General features: G+C 64.3%; 26 protein-coding genes. 19 read left to right on the top strand and 7 right to left on the bottom strand.

Annotated elements, in window-relative coordinates; all coding sequences use genetic code 11:
- The first annotated feature begins 161 nt into the window (after positions 1 to 161).
- The 3 genes from NLY44_RS23950 (at position 162) to NLY44_RS23960 (ending at position 2599) form a co-directional block, all read left to right on the top strand.
- Positions 162 to 1253 carry a hypothetical protein gene (locus NLY44_RS23950; protein ID WP_023806259.1) on the top strand — a complete coding sequence of 364 codons (1092 nt, stop codon included), beginning with the start codon at positions 162 to 164 and terminating at the stop codon, positions 1251 to 1253.
- Positions 1254 to 1521: 268 nt separating this feature from the next.
- Positions 1522 to 2142, top strand: coding sequence for a nucleoside triphosphate hydrolase (locus NLY44_RS23955; protein ID WP_023714519.1), 621 nt, complete (start codon positions 1522 to 1524; stop codon positions 2140 to 2142).
- 85 nt (positions 2143 to 2227) lie between these two features.
- Positions 2228 to 2599 (top strand): hypothetical protein, encoded by a 372-nt coding sequence (locus NLY44_RS23960; protein WP_023671223.1) that lies wholly within the window; start codon positions 2228 to 2230, stop codon positions 2597 to 2599.
- Positions 2600 to 2624: 25 nt separating this feature from the next.
- Here the strand turns inward: NLY44_RS23960 and NLY44_RS23965 are convergent, their stop codons facing one another.
- From NLY44_RS23965 to NLY44_RS23975, 3 genes are all read right to left on the bottom strand, one after another.
- Positions 2625 to 3329 carry a glutathione S-transferase family protein gene (locus NLY44_RS23965; protein WP_023671224.1) on the bottom strand — a complete coding sequence of 235 codons (705 nt, stop codon included), beginning with the start codon at positions 3327 to 3329 and terminating at the stop codon, positions 2625 to 2627.
- 152 nt (positions 3330 to 3481) lie between these two features.
- Entirely contained in the window at positions 3482 to 4690 is a 1209-nt protein-coding gene (locus NLY44_RS23970) for a beta-ketoacyl-[acyl-carrier-protein] synthase family protein (RefSeq protein WP_023671225.1), read from the bottom strand.
- 5 nt (positions 4691 to 4695) lie between these two features.
- Entirely contained in the window at positions 4696 to 4950 is a 255-nt protein-coding gene (locus NLY44_RS23975) for an acyl carrier protein (protein ID WP_023671226.1), read from the bottom strand.
- 235 nt (positions 4951 to 5185) lie between these two features.
- Between NLY44_RS23975 and NLY44_RS23980 the strand changes: the two genes are divergently transcribed.
- Genes NLY44_RS23980 through NLY44_RS24000 form a run of 5 tightly spaced genes read left to right on the top strand, consistent with a single transcriptional unit; the run spans position 5186 to position 7542 of the window.
- The gene (locus tag NLY44_RS23980; RefSeq protein ID WP_081726189.1) at positions 5186 to 6007 is read left to right on the top strand and encodes an urease accessory protein UreD; all 822 of its coding nucleotides are present in this window, start codon (positions 5186 to 5188) and stop codon (positions 6005 to 6007) included.
- A gap of 30 nt (positions 6008 to 6037) precedes the next feature.
- Positions 6038 to 6340, top strand: coding sequence for an urease subunit gamma (locus NLY44_RS23985; RefSeq protein ID WP_023689153.1), 303 nt, complete (start codon positions 6038 to 6040; stop codon positions 6338 to 6340).
- Positions 6341 to 6350: 10 nt separating this feature from the next.
- A complete protein-coding gene (locus tag NLY44_RS23990; RefSeq protein ID WP_023671229.1) occupies positions 6351 to 6605 on the top strand; it encodes a DUF1272 domain-containing protein in 255 nt (84 codons plus the stop codon).
- A gap of 29 nt (positions 6606 to 6634) precedes the next feature.
- On the top strand, positions 6635 to 7228 hold the full coding sequence (locus NLY44_RS23995) for a HupE/UreJ family protein (protein WP_023689154.1): 594 nt from the start codon (positions 6635 to 6637) through the stop codon (positions 7226 to 7228).
- Positions 7229 to 7236: 8 nt separating this feature from the next.
- Entirely contained in the window at positions 7237 to 7542 is a 306-nt protein-coding gene (locus NLY44_RS24000; RefSeq protein ID WP_023671231.1) for an urease subunit beta, read from the top strand.
- A gap of 26 nt (positions 7543 to 7568) precedes the next feature.
- On the opposite strand, the gene NLY44_RS24005 is transcribed toward NLY44_RS24000, so the two are convergent.
- Together NLY44_RS24005 and NLY44_RS24010 are read right to left on the bottom strand one after the other, a co-directional pair.
- On the bottom strand, positions 7569 to 8066 hold the full coding sequence (locus NLY44_RS24005) for a hypothetical protein (protein ID WP_023689155.1): 498 nt from the start codon (positions 8064 to 8066) through the stop codon (positions 7569 to 7571).
- A gap of 123 nt (positions 8067 to 8189) precedes the next feature.
- The gene (locus tag NLY44_RS24010) at positions 8190 to 8552 is read right to left on the bottom strand and encodes a hypothetical protein (RefSeq protein WP_023671233.1); all 363 of its coding nucleotides are present in this window, start codon (positions 8550 to 8552) and stop codon (positions 8190 to 8192) included.
- A gap of 180 nt (positions 8553 to 8732) precedes the next feature.
- Here NLY44_RS24010 and ureC point away from each other — a divergent pair, with 180 nt between their 5' ends.
- The 8 genes from ureC to NLY44_RS24050 all read left to right on the top strand — a co-directional run bounded on the left by ureC (position 8733) and on the right by NLY44_RS24050 (position 14975).
- Complete coding sequence (ureC, locus tag NLY44_RS24015; RefSeq protein ID WP_031203249.1) at positions 8733 to 10445, top strand: urease subunit alpha; 1713 nt, start codon at positions 8733 to 8735, stop codon at positions 10443 to 10445.
- Between the two features lie 92 nt (positions 10446 to 10537).
- The gene (locus NLY44_RS24020) at positions 10538 to 11131 is read left to right on the top strand and encodes a hypothetical protein (RefSeq protein ID WP_023726001.1); all 594 of its coding nucleotides are present in this window, start codon (positions 10538 to 10540) and stop codon (positions 11129 to 11131) included.
- Positions 11132 to 11173: 42 nt separating this feature from the next.
- A complete protein-coding gene (locus NLY44_RS24025) occupies positions 11174 to 11779 on the top strand; it encodes a glutathione S-transferase family protein (RefSeq protein WP_023683600.1) in 606 nt (201 codons plus the stop codon).
- On the top strand, positions 11776 to 12378 hold the full coding sequence (ureE, locus tag NLY44_RS24030; RefSeq protein ID WP_023689158.1) for an urease accessory protein UreE: 603 nt from the start codon (positions 11776 to 11778) through the stop codon (positions 12376 to 12378). Before NLY44_RS24025 ends, ureE begins: the two co-directional genes overlap by 4 nt.
- The gene (locus NLY44_RS24035; RefSeq protein WP_023689159.1) at positions 12371 to 13057 is read left to right on the top strand and encodes an urease accessory protein UreF; all 687 of its coding nucleotides are present in this window, start codon (positions 12371 to 12373) and stop codon (positions 13055 to 13057) included. The genes ureE and NLY44_RS24035 overlap by 8 nt, the downstream gene beginning before the upstream one ends.
- Positions 13054 to 13512, top strand: a complete 459-nt coding sequence (locus NLY44_RS24040; RefSeq protein WP_023689160.1) for a DUF3995 domain-containing protein — start codon at positions 13054 to 13056, stop codon at positions 13510 to 13512. Before NLY44_RS24035 ends, NLY44_RS24040 begins: the two co-directional genes overlap by 4 nt.
- Entirely contained in the window at positions 13509 to 14141 is a 633-nt protein-coding gene (gene ureG, locus NLY44_RS24045) for an urease accessory protein UreG (RefSeq protein ID WP_023689161.1), read from the top strand. Before NLY44_RS24040 ends, ureG begins: the two co-directional genes overlap by 4 nt.
- Before the next feature lie 66 nt (positions 14142 to 14207).
- Positions 14208 to 14975 (top strand): class II aldolase and adducin N-terminal domain-containing protein, encoded by a 768-nt coding sequence (locus tag NLY44_RS24050; RefSeq protein WP_023689162.1) that lies wholly within the window; start codon positions 14208 to 14210, stop codon positions 14973 to 14975.
- 81 nt (positions 14976 to 15056) lie between these two features.
- On the opposite strand, the gene NLY44_RS24055 is transcribed toward NLY44_RS24050, so the two are convergent.
- Entirely contained in the window at positions 15057 to 15689 is a 633-nt protein-coding gene (locus tag NLY44_RS24055) for an HAD family hydrolase (protein ID WP_023671242.1), read from the bottom strand.
- A gap of 220 nt (positions 15690 to 15909) precedes the next feature.
- Between NLY44_RS24055 and NLY44_RS24060 the strand changes: the two genes are divergently transcribed.
- Positions 15910 to 16869: a sugar-binding transcriptional regulator gene (locus NLY44_RS24060; protein ID WP_023689163.1), complete on the top strand. Its 960-nt coding sequence runs from the start codon at positions 15910 to 15912 to the stop codon at positions 16867 to 16869.
- 22 nt (positions 16870 to 16891) lie between these two features.
- On the opposite strand, the gene NLY44_RS24065 is transcribed toward NLY44_RS24060, so the two are convergent.
- Positions 16892 to 17077: a hypothetical protein gene (locus NLY44_RS24065; RefSeq protein WP_023689164.1), complete on the bottom strand. Its 186-nt coding sequence runs from the start codon at positions 17075 to 17077 to the stop codon at positions 16892 to 16894.
- A gap of 110 nt (positions 17078 to 17187) precedes the next feature.
- Here NLY44_RS24065 and NLY44_RS24070 point away from each other — a divergent pair, with 110 nt between their 5' ends.
- Both NLY44_RS24070 and NLY44_RS24075 read left to right on the top strand, forming a co-directional pair.
- Positions 17188 to 18096 (top strand): LysR substrate-binding domain-containing protein, encoded by a 909-nt coding sequence (locus tag NLY44_RS24070; protein ID WP_023671245.1) that lies wholly within the window; start codon positions 17188 to 17190, stop codon positions 18094 to 18096.
- 112 nt (positions 18097 to 18208) lie between these two features.
- Positions 18209 to 18550, top strand: a complete 342-nt coding sequence (locus NLY44_RS24075) for a hypothetical protein (protein ID WP_155923262.1) — start codon at positions 18209 to 18211, stop codon at positions 18548 to 18550.
- The last annotated feature ends 107 nt before the right edge of the window (positions 18551 to 18657 follow it).

Genomic DNA, 18657 nt, shown 5'->3' on the forward strand with positions numbered 1-18657 from the left:
CCCACCCCGTCGATCGATCTCCGCTTCGCTCCGATCGCTCGCCGACCCTCCCCACAAGGGGGAGGGTAAAAATCGCCCTGATGCAAAATGCCGGTCGCTGTGCTTGCGCATCCCTCGCGGAGCGGGTTTGTTCGCTGCCATCAGAATCAGCAGGTGCGCGGATGGATACGGTCACGATCAAGGCAAAGGGCATTTCGGTCACGCTCGATCTCACTGTCGGCCATATCGCCGACATAACGGTCGACAGCGATGGCCGCCAGCTGAAGCCGCTGCACCGCGCGCCCTGGATCGATGCCGGCGAGACGCTGCCGCCGGATCTGCCTCAAGGCACGGTGCGGCTGTCGGGCGATTTCCTATGCGCACCGTTTTCGGCCAGCGACATCGAGGCCGCACCGCTGCATGGCTGGCCGGCCAACAGCGCCTGGGATGTCACCGCCAGCGAAGCGACATCCGACGGCTGGCGGGCCGTCTTCCGGTTGCGCCGCACGGTGATGGGCGCGACGGTCGACAAGATCTTCACGCTCCGCAACAGTCATCCCTTTCTCTATCAGGAGCATGTCTTTTCCGGCGGTTCCGGCGCTGTCTCCGCCGCCCACCATCCGATGGCGGCGATGCGCGATGGCGGCCGGCTGGCCTTTTCGCCGAAGCGCTTTGCCGGGACACTGGACGCACCGCTGGAGCCCGATCCGGCCCGCGGCCGCTTCAAGCTTTCCTATCCCGCCCGCTCGACCGATCTGACGCGCTTTCCAGCCACTGGCGGCGGCACGCTCGATCTCACCGACTACCGCATGGAGGATGAGCGCGAGGATTTCATCACCCTGGTCGAAGCCGATCATGACGGTCCGGGCTGGACGGCGCTGGCGCGCCGGGCCGAACAGGATCTGGTGCTGGTGCTGAAGAACCCGGCGGAGCTTCCGGTCACCATGCTGTGGTTCAGCAATGGCGGCCGCGACTACGCGCCGTGGAGCAGCCGCCATCGCGGCGTGCTCGGCATCGAGGACGGCCGCGCCGCCATCGGCCATGCCGCATCGATCGACGACAATTGGCTGAAGCGCGAAGGGGTCGCGACCGCTTTTACCCTCGGCGGCGAAGTCTCCTTCCGCCATGTCATCGGCACGCTGCCGCTGGCGAGCGGCGAGCCGCCGCGCGCTATCGGGACAGCCTCAGGTCACATGCGTCTCACCGGAGCCGATGGTTCGACCCGCGATGTCAGGTTCGACAGCGATTTCCTGCGGATCGGCCAGCCCGGCTGATTTTCGAACGCTGGCCCTGCCCCTCACCTGCCTGCCGGCATCTCGACACACGGCACATGGAGCTTGTCCGCCGCACCGCCGCGCCAACCAATCTGCTTGGCGCTGCGGCGGACGCATTGGGGGAGAAGTGTTACCCATCTATCGGCTGGACACCGGCAGGGCGACGAGGGGCAGCGCTGACGTGGCGGATGTCGTGAGATTGCCCAAATCGCGGTTTGAAATTTCCTCGAACTGCCGACAAGATGCAAAGCATAGCTGGAAGCGCCCAATGTCCGAAATCGCCCATCTCGCCGCCACCATCTTCAAGCGCGCCGGCAAGGCGAAACGCTTCATCGTCGCCATTGCCGGCCCGCCCGGCGCCGGCAAGTCGACGCTCTCGACCGGGCTGCATGATCTGCTGCCGGAGGGCGCGGCTGAAGTCGTGCCGATGGACGGCTTCCACTATGACGACATCGTGCTCGACCAGCGCGGCCTGCGGCCAAGAAAGGGCGCGCCGGAGACTTTCGACTTCGCCGGCTTTGAGACGCTGTTGAAGCGCATCCGTTCGGGCGAGCCAGACATCGCCATTCCGGTGTTCGACCGCAGCATGGAATTGTCGCGCGCCGCCGCCTCCATCGTTGCCGCCGAGACCAAGTTCATCCTGGTCGAAGGCAATTACCTCCTGCTCGACGAGGAGCCGTGGTCGCGGCTGGCGCCGCTGTTCGACTTCACCATCTTTGTCGATGTGCCGCGGGCCGAACTCGAGCGCCGCCTTCTGGTGCGCTGGCACGAGCATGGCCGCTCCGACGAAGACGCCCGCGCCTGGATCGCTTCCAACGACATGCCCAACATCGATCGCGTGCTCGGCCGTCGCAGGTCCGCCGACCTGGTTGTTGGCGATCCCGCATAGTTCGCTGGACTTCGGAACGGGAACCTTAAGACTTTCAGGTCGTTATCTCTCATCGGCAATCGTGCCGCCGTGAGGGAACCGTCAGATGGCAACCAAGGCAAAAACACCCGCCAAGAGCAAGACCGCTCAACCCAAAGCCAGGCAGGCAAAGGCCACGCAGGCCAAGGCAGGCGCCGGCCCGGCGATCGCCGAGCGGTCCAAGGACGCAAAGCCGGCTTTCGGCAAAGCGGCGCCAAAGAAGGTAGAACCGGTCGCGACGGCGAAGGTGGCGGCGAAAACCGCCAAACCCAAGAAGCCGGCAAGCCGCGGCTCGATGGCCGGCGGGGCCATGCGCACGGTCAAGGCGACCGCCAATGTCGCCGCGGGTGCGGTGGCGGCGACAGCCAGGGGCGCCGCGTCGCTCGCTGCGTCCGTCATCGGCAAGGGCGGCTCGAAAAGCAAGGCCAAGGCGAAATAGACCCGGCTGCTTCGGCTGGCCGAGGTCAATTCCTGGCGGGAATGGTCAGGCCGCGCTGCACCGCGGGCCGCGCCAGCCCGCGCTCCAGCCATGCCGCGACGGTGGGGAAGTCGTCGAAGCCGACGAGTTCGCGCGCCTCGTAGAAGCCGATCAGATTGCGCACCCAGCCCAGCATCGAAATGTCGGCGATGGTATAGTCGTCGTCCATGATCCAGGTTCGACCCTTCAGCCGCGTCTCCAGCACCCCGATCAGCCGCCGCGATTCATTGCGGTAGCGATCCAGCGGCCGCTTGTCGGCGATCTCGCGTCCGGCGAATTTGTTGAAAAACCCGACCTGTCCGAAAATCGGCCCGATCGCCGCCATCTGGAAGAACACCCATTGGATGGTCTCGTAGCGCCGCGCCGGATCGGCAGGGATCAGCTTGCCGGTCTTGTCGGTGAGGTAGAGCAGGATGGCGCCGGATTCGAACAGGCCGAATGGCCTGCCGCCCGGCCCGTCGGGGTCGATGATCGCGGGTATCTTGCCGTTCGGGTTCAGCGACAGGAATTCCGGCGTCCAGCTCTGGTCCTTGCCGATATCCACCAGATGCGCCTCGTAGGGGAGGCCGAGTTCTTCCAGCGCGATCGAGACTTTCACCCCATTCGGCGTCGTCGCGGAATAGAGCTGCAGGCGGTCGGGGTGGCTGGCCGGCCAGCGCTTGGTGATCGGAAAGGCGGACAGGTCGGTCATCGAAAGCTCCGGTCGGGAATTTGGCGCGGTATCGCGCCGTCTGGCGAGTTGCGAAGGATTATCCTCGGCTTCTTTGCCGATCAACCGGTCGAAGGTGCACACACCGTCTTCGCAGTCATTCAGGGCCAGTCGCTCAGGCCAGTCGCTTGCCGTCAGACCGCCTTGAACGCCACCACGGCATTGGTGCCGCCGAAGGCAAAACCGTTGCTGATCGCCGCGCGCACCTTGCGCTCGCGCGCCACATTCGGCGTGATGTCGAGATCGCAGTCGGGGTCGGCCTGCCGGAAATTGGCCGTCGGCGGCACGATGCCTTCGCGGATCGCCATCACGCAGGCGATCATTTCCAGGCCGCCCGAGGCGCCGAGGCAATGGGCATGCATCGACTTGGTCGACGACACCGACAGCTTATAGGCATGGTCGCCGAAGACGCGCTTGATTGCCGCCGTCTCGATCTGGTCGTTGGCCTTGGTGCCGGTGCCGTGGGCGTTGAGATAGTCGACGTCCTCGGGATTGAGCCCGGCGTCCGCCAGGCAGGCGCGCATCGCCGCCGTCGGTCCCTCGACAGTCGGCGCGACGATATCGGAAGCGTCGGCGGAAAGGCCGGCTCCGGCAAATTCGGCCAGAATGGTCGCGCCGCGCGCCATGGCGTGTTCATACGTTTCCAGCACCGCCATTCCAGCACCTTCGCCGAGCGACAGGCCTTGGCGATCGGCCGAGAACGGCCGGCAGGTATCGGGCGCCAGCACCCGCAGGGCCTCCCAGCCCTTCAGGATGCCCCAAAGCAGCGGCGCGTCGGTGCCGCCGGCGACCATGACATCGGCGCGGCCGAGCCGGATCTGGTCGACCGCCGAGGCAAAGGCGTGATTGGACGAGGAGCAGGCCGAAGTGACGCCGAACACCGGCCCGCGCAGGCCGAGATTCATGCTGACATGGCCGGATGCCGCACTCGGCATCACTTTCGGCACGGTGAAGATGCCGGCCCGGTTCTTGCCGTCGACCAGGATGGCGCGATAGTTCTCCTCGATCGCCTCCCAGCCGCAGACGCCGACGCCGACAACCGCGCCCATCCGGTAGGTGGTTGCTTCAGTCGATGTCAGGCCGGCATGCTGCATGGCTTCGCGCGCGGCAATCGTCGCCAAAAGGCTGAAGCGGTCCATCGACACGGTCTGCTTGTGGCTGATGCCATGGTCGGGCAGCGTCTTGATTTCGCAGCCGACCTTGACCTTCAAATCATGCAAACCGGGATTGCTGATTTGACCGATGGCCGATCGGCCGGCCCGCATTTCGTTCCAGATTGCAGGCGCATTGGCGCCGAGCCCGCATATGCCGCCGATGCCGGTAATGACGACGCGCTTTTGCATTCAGCTCAGGCTTTTTTCGCAATCAGCGCGCGAACAGCCTCAACCATATCGCCGACATTCTTGAGATTGCTCCAGGCATCGACCGTGTTCATCTCGATCTCGATGCCGTACTGCTCCTCGAGATCGAAGATGATCTCGGTCAGTTCCAGGGAATGGATGCCAAGCGCGGTCAATTCCGTATTGGTGGTGATCTCTTCGCCACCGGGCTCCGCATGTGCCCTGATCTTGGCGATGATTTCCGTTGCCAGCTCGTCAGCCATTCGATTCCTTCCCCAATTTTATAACGTCGCGGTGCCGATTGGTTGGCGCCCCTGTTGCCTGGACTGAAATCGCCGTCGCCTTCAAAAACCCGCCAGGCGCAGCATGACCGTTCCAAAGAGGCTCCCTCTATAGAAACGGAAACGCTGTCAAGCAACAAGCTATATCAACAAGCACCATATCGACAAAGCGCCGGGAGTGCTTAACGTTAGCGCCGTGGATACGTTGCAGCATGTCTTGATCCCAGCTCTTCCGGCCCAGCGCGCGGCCGGGGCGGCCCGGCTTGCGTGCGGCGTCAGGGATGGACGCACCCGGCTTTTGCGCCTCTATCAGGACGGCTCGGCCAAAATCCGCATGCCGGCCGTTGCGGCCGATCCGCTCGAAGCCGTGCTCATCAACACCGCCGGCGGTCTGACCGGCGGCGATCGGCTCGGCTGGGAAATCGATGTCGGGCCAGGTGCCTCCGCCTCGATAACCACCCAGGCCTGCGAAAAGATCTATCGTGCCGCTAGCGACCGCGCCGAAGTTCGGGTGAAGCTCAGCGTCGGCGCGGGCGGGCGTATCGCCTGGCTGCCCCAGGAAACCATCGTCTTCGACCGCTCGGCCTTTGCCCGCACGCTCGAGGTCGAGCTTGCCGCAGGCGCCGAGGCATTGCTGCTTGAAGCCACCATATTCGGCCGCCTCGCCATGGGCGAAGAGGCCGCGCACGGCCATTTCCACGACCGTTGGCGTGTCCGCCAGGATGGTGCGCTCGTTCATGCCGAGGATTTCCGCATCGGGCCGGCTATCGCGGCGGCACTTGGCCGCCCGGCGGTCGCCGGCGGCGCCATTGCCGCTGCGACGCTGCTGATGGTCTCGCCGCAGGCCGAAGCCTTGCTCGATCCGGCCCGCGACATCGTCGGCGCCGACGGCGATGCCAGCGCCTGGAGCGTCAAAAAATCTGGCAAGCTTCTTGCGAGGCTGTTTGCCGAGGACGGCTATCAGCTGCGCAAGCGGCTGGTTCCGCTAGTCGAACTGCTCAACGGGCGGGCGGGTCTGCCCAAATTATGGTCACTCTGAGCCAAATACAGGCCAAATCCAGGAAAGCGCATGAACCTGACGCCGCGTGAAAAGGACAAGCTGCTCATCGCCATGGCGGCGATCGTGGCGCGCAAGCGGCTGGAACGCGGCGTCAAGCTCAATCACCCCGAAGCGATCGCGCTGATCACCGATTTCGTCGTCGAGGGCGCCCGCGACGGCCGCCCGGTCGCCGAACTGATGGAGGCCGGCGCCCATGTCATCACCCGCGGGCAGGTGATGGAAGGCATCGCCGAGATGATCCACGACGTGCAGGTCGAGGCGACCTTTCCCGACGGCACCAAGCTGGTGACCGTTCACGAACCGATCAGGTGAGGAGAAAACGATGCTGGAGCTGCGACCGAATTGCGAATGCTGCGACAAGGACCTGCCGCCGGAAGCGGCGGACGCGCTGATCTGCACCTTTGAATGCACCTTCTGCGCTGACTGCGCTGAACATGTGCTGGGCGGCGTCTGCCCGAACTGCGGCGGCAATTTTTCCGCACGCCCGATCCGCCCAGTGGAGAAACTGGTGAAATATCCGGCCTCGACCCAACGCGTGCTCAAGGCCGAGGGCTGCGGCCCGCGCAAGGCTGCGTGATTGTTTTCGTGACTTCGAAGGGAAGACCGATGATCTCTGCTTCAACCAAACGCACCACGCTTGCAGCGATCCTGCTGCTGGCGGCGGCGATGCCCGCCTATGCCCATGTCGGCATCGGCACGACCTCGTCCTTCGCGGCGGGCTTCGCGCATCCGCTGTCCGGCCTCGACCATATGACCGTCATGGTAGCCGTCGGCCTGTGGGCGGCGCTCAAGGGCGGCAAGGCAATCTGGGCCTGGCCGCTGGCCTTTGTCGGCGTCATGCTGGTCGGCGGCGCGCTCGGCATGCTCCACGTGCCGGTGCCTTTCGTCGAACCGGGCATCCTTGCCTCCGTCGTCGCGCTTGGCTTGCTGGTGGCGTTGGCGGTCGATCTGCCGGTCTCGGCCGGAGTCGCCATCATCGGCCTGTTCGCGCTGTTCCATGGCCATGCCCACGGCACCGAAGTGCCGGAAAATGCCGGTGGACTTGACTATATGGCCGGCTTTGCCGTTGCCACCGCACTTCTCCATGCCATGGGCATCGCTGCCGGCCTTGGCCTCGGCATGCGCTTTCGCGGGCTTGCCCGCGCCGCTGGCGCCGCTTGTGCTGCAGTCGCCGTCGGCCTGGTCTTCGGCGTTTTGTGAGGCTAACGATGATTCCCGGCGAAATCATCACGGCAAGCGGCGACATCGAGCTCAACAAGGGGCTGCCGACGGTGACGCTGAAGGTGGCCAACAGCGGCGACCGGCCGATCCAGGTCGGCAGCCACTACCATTTCTTCGAGACCAATGAGGGGTTGAAATTCGATCGCGACAAAGCGCGCGGCATGCGTCTGGACATTGCCGCCGGCACCGCGATGCGCTTCGAACCGGGACAAGAGCGGGACGTCACGCTGGTGCCGTTCGGAGGAAAACGCGAGGTCTACGGTTTTCAGCAGAAGATCATGGGCAGGCTGTGAGATCGACGGGGTCGGGCGCCCTGAGGTCAGTTCGACGGCCTGGCCGCCGCGTAGATGACGATTCTTGCCGAGCCGTCGAATTCCACCGCAAGGACGTCTTCCGTAAGCACGCGCCGCGAATCGATGGCGTTGAACAGCAAGGCGTTGGCGTCGATCTCCTTGCGCAGTTCCGCAATGTCATCCTGATGCTGTTCGACCTTGCTCTCGACCGCCGGCGGCGGGCCGCCTTCGCTGCGCGCCGCGTCGGTGAGGAAGACGATATCCACAGTATCGAGCTTGGACGTCTTGCGCACGGCGCCGATGTTCTCACGCGTCCGCTCGATCGCGGTGATGATCTTGTTGGTCTGTGGTTCCGTCCGCGCCTCCTCCTGCCGGACATCGGAGCCGACGATCCTGTTGACGGTGTCGGCCCGGTTGACGGCGTCAGCGCTTTCAAGACCTTGCGCGGCTTGCGGGCCGAAAGCTGCGAGAAATGTGCAGGCAGCAAGGCTCTGGAGCCATCTGGTGTCGGCAAAGACAGGCATTGCTCGCTCCTGGTGGACTTTTCTGTGCAACGCCGTTCGGCGCCAAAGGAACGAAACGCCTCCTGTCGGGCGAAGGTTCCCTGTGGGCTGGCGGGCCGGGTGCCGGCCCGCCAAGCGCTTCTTTCAGCTTGCCTTCTTGGTGACAAGGGTCAGCGCGCCATCGGTGGTCATGCTGGCGGCGACCACCTGTGCCGAGGTGAGCCCCTTGGCTTCGAGCGCCGACTTGATCTGCGGCGTCGCGTCGATCGAAGAGCGCAGTTTCTGCAGCCCGGCATCGCCACGCTGGGCGATCACCTGATTGACCTGCGTCTGGGTGGCCTTGGGCAATTCGCTGATATCGACGATGTTGACCTTCTGGATCGCCGGCGCCGCCGGCTGAGCGCTGGGCGCCGCCGGCTTCGGTTGCGGCGTGGGCTGCTGCTGGGCGCCGGCTACGGTTGCGGAGGCCAGCGTGGCGGCGGCTGCAAGAACGATGATTTTGCGCATGTATTTTCCTTTCATCGATTTGGCCAAGGGTTTGGCAAACGGGCGGTTTGGGGTGGCACGGCCACCTCAACGGCCAAATGGGATCAGAAGGTGTCGCCGAGCGGGTCATTGCATGACCATTGGATGGCGACGATGTGGAGTTCGGCTGCGGCCGGACTCTCGTTTGGGGAGCATTGACTGATGGCTAGAATTACCCGCGCCGCCTACGCGCAGATGTATGGCCCGACGGTCGGCGACAGAGTGCGCCTGGCCGATACCGAGCTGTTTATCGAGGTCGAAAAGGACCTCACCGTCCATGGCGAGGAGGTGAAATTCGGCGGCGGCAAGGTCATCCGCGACGGCATGGGCCAGAGCCAGGTGTCGCGCGCCGGCGGCGCGGTCGACACGGTCATCACCAACGCGCTGGTGGTCGATGCCACTGCCGGCATCTTCAAGGCCGATATAGGTCTCAGGGACGGCCGCATCGCGGCGATCGGCAAGGCCGGCAATCCCGACACGCAGGACGGTGTCACCATCATCATCGGCCCCGGTACCGAGATCATCGCCGGCGAGGGCAAGATCCTGACCGCCGGCGGCTTCGACGCGCACATCCACTTCATCTGTCCGCAGCAGATCGACGAAGCGCTGATGTCGGGCATCACCACCATGCTCGGCGGCGGCACCGGCCCGGCGCATGGCACGCTGGCCACCACCTGCACGCCCGGACCCTGGCACATGGCGCGCATGATCCAGTCCTCCGACGCTTTCCCGATGAACATCGGCCTGTCCGGAAAGGGCAACGCCTCGCTGCCGGCAGCGCTGGAGGAAATGGTGCTGGGCGGGGCCTGCTCGCTGAAGCTGCACGAGGACTGGGGGACGACGCCGGCGGCCATCGATTGCTGCCTGTCGGTTGCCGACGATTACGACGTGCAGGTGATGATCCACACCGACACGCTGAACGAATCCGGCTTTGTGGAGAACACCGTCGCCGCCATCAAGGGCCGCACCATCCACGCCTTCCACACCGAAGGCGCCGGCGGCGGCCATGCGCCCGATATCATCAAGGTCTGCGGCCTGCCCAACGTCATTCCGTCTTCGACCAACCCGACGCGGCCCTACACCGTCAACACGCTGGCCGAGCATCTCGACATGCTGATGGTCTGCCACCATCTGTCGCCGTCGATCCCTGAAGACATCGCCTTTGCCGAAAGCCGTATCCGCAAGGAGACCATCGCGGCGGAAGACATTCTGCACGATATCGGCGCCTTCTCGATCATCTCGTCGGACTCGCAGGCCATGGGCCGTGTCGGCGAGGTGGCGATCCGCACCTGGCAGACCGCCGACAAGATGAAGCGCCAGCGCGGGTCATTGCCGCAGGAGACCGGCAACAACGACAATTTCCGCGTCCGCCGCTACATCGCCAAATACACCATCAACCCGGCCATCGCGCATGGGCTGTCCAGGGACATCGGGTCGATCGCGGTCGGCAAGCGCGCCGATCTGGTGCTGTGGAACCCAGCCTTCTTCGGCGTCAAACCGGACATGGTGCTGATCGGCGGCATGATAGCCGCAGCCCCGATGGGCGACCCCAACGCCTCTATCCCGACCCCCCAGCCCATGCACTACCGCCCGATGTTCGGCGCCTATGGCAAGGCCAGGACCAACTCGTCGGTGACCTTCGTTTCCAAGGCGGCGCTGGAGTCCGGCCTGCATGGCAGGCTCGGCGTCGACAAGCAGTTCGTCGCGGTCGAAAATACCCGTGGCGGCATCGGCAAGCACTCGATGATCCTCAACGACGCCACGCCGCATATCGAGGTCGATCCCGAAACCTATGAGGTTCGCGCCGATGGCGAACTCTTGACTTGCGAGCCGGCAACCGTGCTGCCGATGGCGCAGCGGTATTTCCTGTTTTGAGGCGAGGGGCGATTTGATCGACCCGGCAAATTCCATTGCGAGCCGGTCGGTGCCGCCGCAATATGCGGCTCAAAGAAACCGCGTAGCAGGTCATGGCCACCGAAATAGCCTCCGCCCACGACATCTTCCCGCATATCCGCATCGTCATGGGCATGGTGATCGGACTTGGCGTCGCTCGCCTGCTGTCGGGGGTGGCGCGCATCGTCCAGCATCCCGGCCAGTACAGGCTCTATCCCGTGCACCTCGGCTGGGTCGCCTCCATGCTGTTGCTGCTGGTGCATTTCTGGTGGTGGGAGTTCGGCCTCTACACCATAGAGGTCTGGACTTTCGGCAAGTACCTGTTCCTGATCTTCTACGCCATCACGCTGTTCCTGCTGTGCGCGCTGCTGTTTCCGGATTCGATGCTCGACTACACCAGCTACGAGGATTTCTTCTATTCGCGCCGCGGCTGGTTCTTCGGCCTGCTGGCGGCCACCTATCTGCTCGATGTCGTCGACACGCTGCTGAAAGGTCCCGAGCATTTCGCCCGCTACGGCAATGAATATCTGTTCCGAACGCCGGTTTTCGTGGTGTTGTGCATAGCCGCCATACTGGTGCGCGACCGCCGCTTCCACATCGCCTTCGTCGTCGGCACGCTGATCTATCAGATATCGTTCATCCTGCGGCTCTTCGACACCATCGTCTGAACAGTGGCTATGGTTTAGGGTCGCAGGAAAGAGGGTTCGACCATGTACAAGGCTATCGGATCGCGTGGCTCCCGCGTCAGCCGCGTTCTGTGGATGCTTGAGGAACTCGGGCAGCCCTATGAATTCGTCGAGGTCAAATTGCGCTCGCCGGAAGCCTATGCGCTCAACCCGTCGGGCAAGGTGCCGATCCTGATCGATGGCGAACTGACGGTGACGGATTCGGCGGCGATCTGCGTCTATCTCGCCGACAAGCACGCCGACAAAGGCATGGGCGCCAATCCAGGTGTGGCCGGACGCGCCGAAATGGATTCCTGGATGCATTTTGCCCAGTCCGAGTTCGAAGCGCCGCTGTGGAACAAGCTGCGCCACCGCTTCCTGTTGCCGAAGGACGTGCGGGTCGATGTCGGCCCCGCCGCCGCCTACGATTTCGCCTCGGAGGCCAAGGCGCTCGACGGCCGGCTGGGGGATCGGGAGTTTGCGCTGGGCGACCGGTTTTCCGCCGTCGACGTGCTGTTGGGCGACATGGGCGGCTGGGCCCGCGCCGGAAAATTTCCGATCGAATCCGAGCGCGTCAACGCGTATTTCGACCGCGTCCTGGCGCGGCCTGCCCGTGCGAGAGCCCAGGCTAACGGTGGAGCCATGCGATGAAACTCAACCTGAACACCGACTTCACCAAGTTCCCCCGGGCCGTCTCGGTGGTGCCTGCCGGCACTGCCGGAACTACGCCGCCATCCGGCCGTGCCGTCCTGCCCCATGACGAGCGTCATTTGCGCCGCCGCGCCATCGAGCTTGCCGACGGCAGCAAGGTGCTGGTCGACCTGCCCGAACCCGTGACCTTGAACGATGGCGACCGGCTGGTGCTGGAGGATGGCGGCCAGGTCGAGATCACCGCGGCACCCGAAGAGGTCTACGACATCCGCGCCCGCCACGCCGTGCATCTGACCGAACTCGCCTGGCATATCGGCAACCGGCATCTGGCGGCTGCGATTGAGCCCAGCCGCATCCTGATTTTGCGCGACCATGTTATCAAGGCTATGCTGGAAGGGCTGGGCGCCACGGTGCGCGAAGTCTCCGAACCGTTCAAGCCGGTGCGCGGCGCCTATTCCGCCCAAGGTGCGCATGGTCATGATCATGGCCATGCGCATGCGCACGCCGAAGCGCATTCCCATGATGGACGTTCCCACGCACACAGCGAGTCGCATTCGCACAGCCATTCCCATGACGGGCATCATCACGATCATGACTGACCAGCCGTCCGGCATCGCTTTGCTGCGGCTCATGGCGTGGCTGTCGCCGGCCTTTCCGGTCGGCGGCTTTGCCTACAGCCATGGTCTCGAACGCGCCGGGCAAGACGGGCTGGTTGCCGATACCGCCAGCCTCGCCTTCTGGCTGGAGACGCTGGTCGAGATGGGCTCGGGCTGGAACGACGCCGTGCTCTTCGCGGAAAGCTGGCGCCGCGCCCGCGACGGCGGCGACCTCCATGAAGGCGACCTCCATGAAATTGCCGATCTCGCCGAAGCGCTGGCCGGCTCGCGTGAGCGCCACACCGAAACCATGCTGCAAGGCGCCGCCTTCCTGAAAGCGGCAGCGGCGTGGGCGAATCCGGTATTGGGCCGCCTGCCGGCCGAATGCGCCTACTGTGTCGCCGTCGGCGCCGTTGCCGGCGGCAACGGCATCGCGCTTCAGGACGCGATGTCGGCCTTCCTGCAGGCCTTCTTCTCCAACCTCGTCCAGGCGGCGATCCGACTCGGAATCGTCGGCCAGACGGACGCTATGGCCTTGCTCGCCGGCTTCGAGCCGTTGGCGCTGTCGACGGCCGCGCGCGCCGCCGGCTCGACATTGGACGATCTCGGCGGCTGCGCCTTCATCTCCGACATCATGGCGATGAAGCACGAGACGCAGTATTCCAGGCTGTTCCGCTCATGATCGTCCTCGCCTTCGCCCTCTCGGCCGTCCTGCTGCTGATCACCGCGCTGCATGTCTATTGGGGCCTTGGCGGCATCTGGCCGGGCAGGGACGGCGTCTCCTGCGCCCACGCCGTCGTCGGCTTTCGCGGCATCGACGAGATGCCGACGCCGTTTGCCTGTTTCGCCGTTGCCGCGTGCCTGTGCCTCGCAACCCTGTGGCCGCTGGCGCTGACCGGGGTCTTCGCCACCCCCTTTCCAAGGGAAGGCCTTGCCGCCACAGCGCTGCTCATAGGGCTGGTCTTCCTCGGCCGCGGCATTGCCGGCTTCACGCCGTGGTGGCGCCGTCTGGCGCCGGAACAGCCTTTTGCGCGGCTCGATGTCAGCTTCTATTCGCCGCTCTGCCTGTTGATCGGGCTCAGCTTCGCCATCCTCGCCATCACGGAGTTTTTCGGCATGACGGATTTTTCGCTATGACTCAGGCCAACGGTCCCCTGCGCATCGGCATCGGCGGTCCCGTCGGCTCCGGCAAGACGACGCTAACCGAAAAGCTCTGCAAGGCGCTGCGCGACGATTTCTCCATCGCCGTCGTCACCAACGACATCTACACCAAGGAAGACGCCATGATGCTGGCTCGCCTGCAGGCGCTGCCTGAGGACCGCATCGTCGGCGTGGAGACCGGCGGCTGCCCGCACACCGCCATCCGTGAGGACGCCTCGATCAATTTGCAGGCGATCGCCGAGCTGAACAGGAAATTCCCCGATCTCGACATCGTCTTCATCGAATCCGGCGGCGACAATCTTGCCGCCACCTTCTCGCCGGACCTTGCCGACCTGACCCTCTATGTCATCTCGGTTTGCCAGGGCGAGGAAATCCCCAGGAAGGGCGGGCCGGCGATCACCCGTTCCGATTTCCTGGTCATCAACAAGAGCGATCTGGCGCCCTATGTGAACGTCAACCTCGATGTCATGGAGAGCGACGCCGCCCGAATGCGGGGCAAGCGCCCGTTCGGCTTCACCGACCTGTCGCGCGGCAAGGGACTGCAGGAAGTCATCGACTTCATCGTCGAACATGGCGGGCTGCAGTCGGCCCGCTCGGCGGCCTGACCCAGTACTTACCGGTTGCTGGTCGGCATTGGGCGCGGCATTCTTGGGGAAATGGAGGATTTTTTGATGAGCATCGCCCGTTTGCAGAAAGAGCCGCTGACCAACCTGCCCTATTATGAGGAGCGCGTCGACCTCGCCGCCGCCTTCCGCTGGACGGCGCGGCTCAACATGCATGAAGCCGTGGCCAACCACTTCTCGCTGTCGGTCAACGAGGACGGCAGCAAATTCCTGATGAACCCCAACCAGGTGCATTTCTCGCGCATCAAGGCGAGCGACCTTTTGCTGATCGACGCCAACGATCCCGAGACGCTGACCGGCCCCGACGCGCCCGACCCGACTGCCTGGGGTCTGCACGGCGCCATTCACCGCAACGTGCCGCATGCGCGCTGCGCCATGCATGTGCATTCCATTCATGCCACTGTGCTTGCATCGCTGGCCGACTCGACTCTGCCGCCGATCGACCAGAACTCGGCCATGTTCTTCAACCGCCACGTCGTCGACGCCCATTATGGCGGGCTGGCCTTCGAGGAAGAGGGCGAGCGCTGCTCGCAACTGCTCACCGACCCTAAGGTCAAGGTGATGGTGATGGGCAATCACGGCGTCATGGTCATCGGCGACACCGTTGCCGACGCCTTCAACCGCATGTTCTATTTCGAACGCGCCGCCGAGACCTACATCAAGGCGCTGTGGACCGGCCGGCCGCTGCGCACGCTCTCCGACGCCATTGCCGAAAAGGCCGCCAGCGAAATGGACGACTATCCCGGCCAGGCGGAGCGTCACCTGGCCGAGCTGAAGGCGATCCTCGACGAGGAGGAGCCGGTGTACCGCAGCTGAATGAGTTCACCCTTCTCCCCGTTCACGGGGAGAAGGTCCCGGCAGGGGGATGAGGGGCAGCGCCGACGTTCATAGGCTCACTCAGAGTCCCAACTGAGCCCGCAACTCTTCCGCACTGTTGATCACGACAGCGCCCTTCGGTCCTGCCATCGGCGCTTCCGGCCAGAAGATCGTCCGCATCCCCGCGGCCAGGCCTGATGTGGCGCCGGTAACGCTGTCGTCGACGGCCACCGCGTCTGAAGGATCGACGCCGGCCAGCCACGCGGCGCGCAGGAATGGTTCGGGATGCGGCTTGCCTTCGCGCACGTCGTTTCGGCTGATCGTGCGCATGCCGGGATAGATCAGGCCGACGGCGCTCAGATTTGCATCGACGATCACCCGGTCGGAATTGGACACCACCGCCTGCTGCACGCCGAGCGCGCGCAACTCGTTGAACACTTCGATCGCGCCGGGGCGCGGCTTCAGCGTCTCGGCCATCGGCATGTAGTGATCGTATTTGCGCACGATCCAGTCGTCGAAGGGCAGGTCGAGGCCGAACTCGCTGCGCAGCATCTCGTAGACCGGTGCGGCGGCGACGCCCAGCACCCGCTCATGCAGGTCGGCCGGCGGCGTGATACCGACGCTGCGCAGCGCCGCCACCAAGGCCGCCTCGTGCAGCGGCTCGCTGTCGACCAGCGTGCCGTCCATATCCCAGAAAACCGCTTTCGGCGTCATGCGAGGCTCCTTTGCCGATCCCCTTAAAGCGTTTGTATCAGGAGATAAACCGCCGAGCCCGTCCGCTGGCGATTTTCGCTGGGTTGGTTGCCGCGCGGCGGCCGGATCGAAGCAGCAAGCAATTGTCTTCCCGATTGAACAATTGCGCGCCGACACATTCCCTGCAAGACTACGACGCTTCGCCCAAGGGCGCGCAAAGGGGCAGGGCTGGAGGCACATTTTGAATTCGCGGCAAGATGGCGGCAGCAGCAGGCTGGACGAGGCAGCGCGCGCCGGCTGGCTTTATTATGTTGCCGGCAACACCCAGGACCAGATCGCCGCCACGCTCGGCATTTCCCGGCAGACGGCGCAGCGGCTGGTGTCGCTGGCGGTGTCGGAGGGGCTGATCAAGGTTCGCGTCGATCACCCGATCGCCAATTGCCTTGATCTCGCAGCTAGACTGAAGTCACGCTTCGCGCTCGACCTCGTCGAAGTGGTGCCGAGCGATCCAACCTCATCCTCGACCACGATCGGCATTGCCGAGGCGGCCGCGGCCGAGATCGAGCGGCGGCTGCGGTCACCGACGCCCATCGTCTTGGCCATCGGCACCGGCCGCACGCTGAAGGCGGCGATCGAGCAATTGCCGCCGATGGAATGCTCGCAGCACAAGGTTGTGTCCTTGACCGGCAACATCTCGCCCGACGGTTCGGCCGCCTTCTACAACGTCATCTTCACCATGGCCGACCGGGTCAAGGCCCGCTCGTTCCCGATGCCGCTGCCGGTCATCGCCTCGTCGCCGGAAGAGCGCGAGATGCTGCTTGCCCAGCCGATGATCCAACCGACGCTGGCGCTGGCCGCGGAAGCCGACGTCACCTTTGTCGGCATCGGCGATCTCGGCCCGAAGGCGCCGCTCTACGAGGACGGTTTTATCTCGGAAAGCGAGCTGAAGGCTTTGCAAAAGGCTGGCGGCGTCGCCGAGATCGTCGGCTGGGTGTTCGACCGGGAAGGCCGCATGATCGAGGGCATCACCAACGACCGGGTATCGTCGGCAGCCTTGCCGTCACGCGAAAAGTCGCTGGTCATTGCACTCGCCATGGGCGAACGCAAATTGCCGGGCATCCTGGCCGCGGTGAACCGCCGGCTGGTCAATGGCCTCATCACCGACGAGCGGACCGCCACGGCCCTACTCGACGGCGCCTGATCTGGTGATAAAATCGGCACTGCTATTTGTGCCGTCCGCAAACATCATTTCCATCGAGGAAACCCATGTCGCGCTGCAGATGCGGCGACAACTCCCGGACGTCGACGTAGCCGCGTCGGCGGTGCACAAGCAGGGAAAATTCATGCACCAGCAGGGAAAACCAGCTCTGCGCCGGGGTCGAATGGAGCTTTTGCTGTACCGTGGTCATGATCTTCAGCCTCCGCTATGCTTGAACTTGATTGATCGTTGACACCAGATATCGGCCTGATTGCCTCTTGCCGCCAATCAAACGTCGATCACGACCCATAAGGAGGGCTTATGCCCGATCTCAAGGCACCACAGCTCGCTCAGTTGCCGCCGCTGCAGGCCATCAGGGTGTTCGAAGCCGTCGCGCGGCATCTCTCCTTCACCAAGGCCGCGCAGGAACTCGGCATGACGCAGGCCGCCGCCAGTTATCAGATCAAGCTTCTGGAAGAGCGCATCGGTTCGCCGCTGTTCCTGCGCCAGCCGCGACAGATTGTGCTGACGGAACCCGGCCAGCGCCTGGCGCCCGCCGTCAGCGAGGCGTTCAGCCTGCTCTCAAGCGCCTATTCCGCCGCGCGTGGGGGCGCCGATGGTGTGCTGTGTGTCTCGACGCTGCTGACCTTCGCCTCGAACTGGCTGGCGCAGCATCTCGGCTCCTTCCAGGTCGCGCATCCGTCGCTGGCGGTGCGCGTCGATACCTCGAACAGGGTGATCGATTTTGCCCGCGAGGACATGGACATCGCTATCCGCTCCGGCAGCGGCAAGTGGCCTGGAGTGGAGACCCATCTTTTGTTCAAGGCCGATTTCACCCCGGTGCTGAGCCCGGCACTCGCTGCCACCATAGGTGGCGTCCACGAACCCGCCGACCTGTTCAAGCTGCCCATTCTCGATCCCGGCGACATCTGGTGGCGGGAATGGTTCGCCCTTGCCGGCGTCCCGGCGGACGAACTTGCCAGGCGCACCGGCACCAGCATGGGCGCGCAGGCCTATGAGGCGAACGCGGCCATCGCCGGCCATGGTGTGGCGATCCTGACCACCGCATTGTTCAAGACCGAGCTCGCCGCCGGCCGCCTGATCCAGCCCTTCGACCTAGTCGGCGACGACGGCCACGCCTATTGGCTGGTCTACCCGACGGCGCGTCGCAACGTGCCGAAGATAAAAGCCTTCCGGGACTGGATCCTGGCCGAGATCGCCTGCGCCTGAGGGCGAGCGACTCGCGGATTGATTTCCGAGATGCAAAGCGAGCCATGGATCCGCGACGAATGCTCGCTTTCGCGGACAAACAGCTGCGATCGGGCCACCCGGTTAACCAAGCTTGACAAAAACGCTGTCGATATCACTCGCCCGGCATAGGCTTGTGCTTGTGACGACCCAATTGAGCAGGATCAATCGTCTGCAGATTGAAACAGGGTCGATCAGCCGGCTGATGAAAGTCTATCGCGTCGAAGAAATCGAAAACAACACCGTGCGCACGACGCAGGTGATCGAAGCATTTACGCCGTTTCAAGCTGCCGTGAAGGCAATCGGCCGGGAAGTTAGGCTGCGCAAGGACGAGCCCAGCTGGATCCAGGTGACGGAAGTGCTGACCAGAGCCAAGCAAACACGCGACGGCAGGGTTTTCGAATATTCCGTCGGAAGCTACCCGTCCCACGGCTGACGGGCTGGGCCCCATCGCTCCCTTGGCGCCATGATTGGGTTGCGATGGGTCGGCATCTACCCGCTCTCACATCCCGTGCAAACAGCTTCCCAAATCCGTTCAATATC

This window comes from Mesorhizobium sp. C089B, assembly GCF_030323125.1.
In the GTDB taxonomy this organism is placed as follows: domain Bacteria; phylum Pseudomonadota; class Alphaproteobacteria; order Rhizobiales; family Rhizobiaceae; genus Mesorhizobium.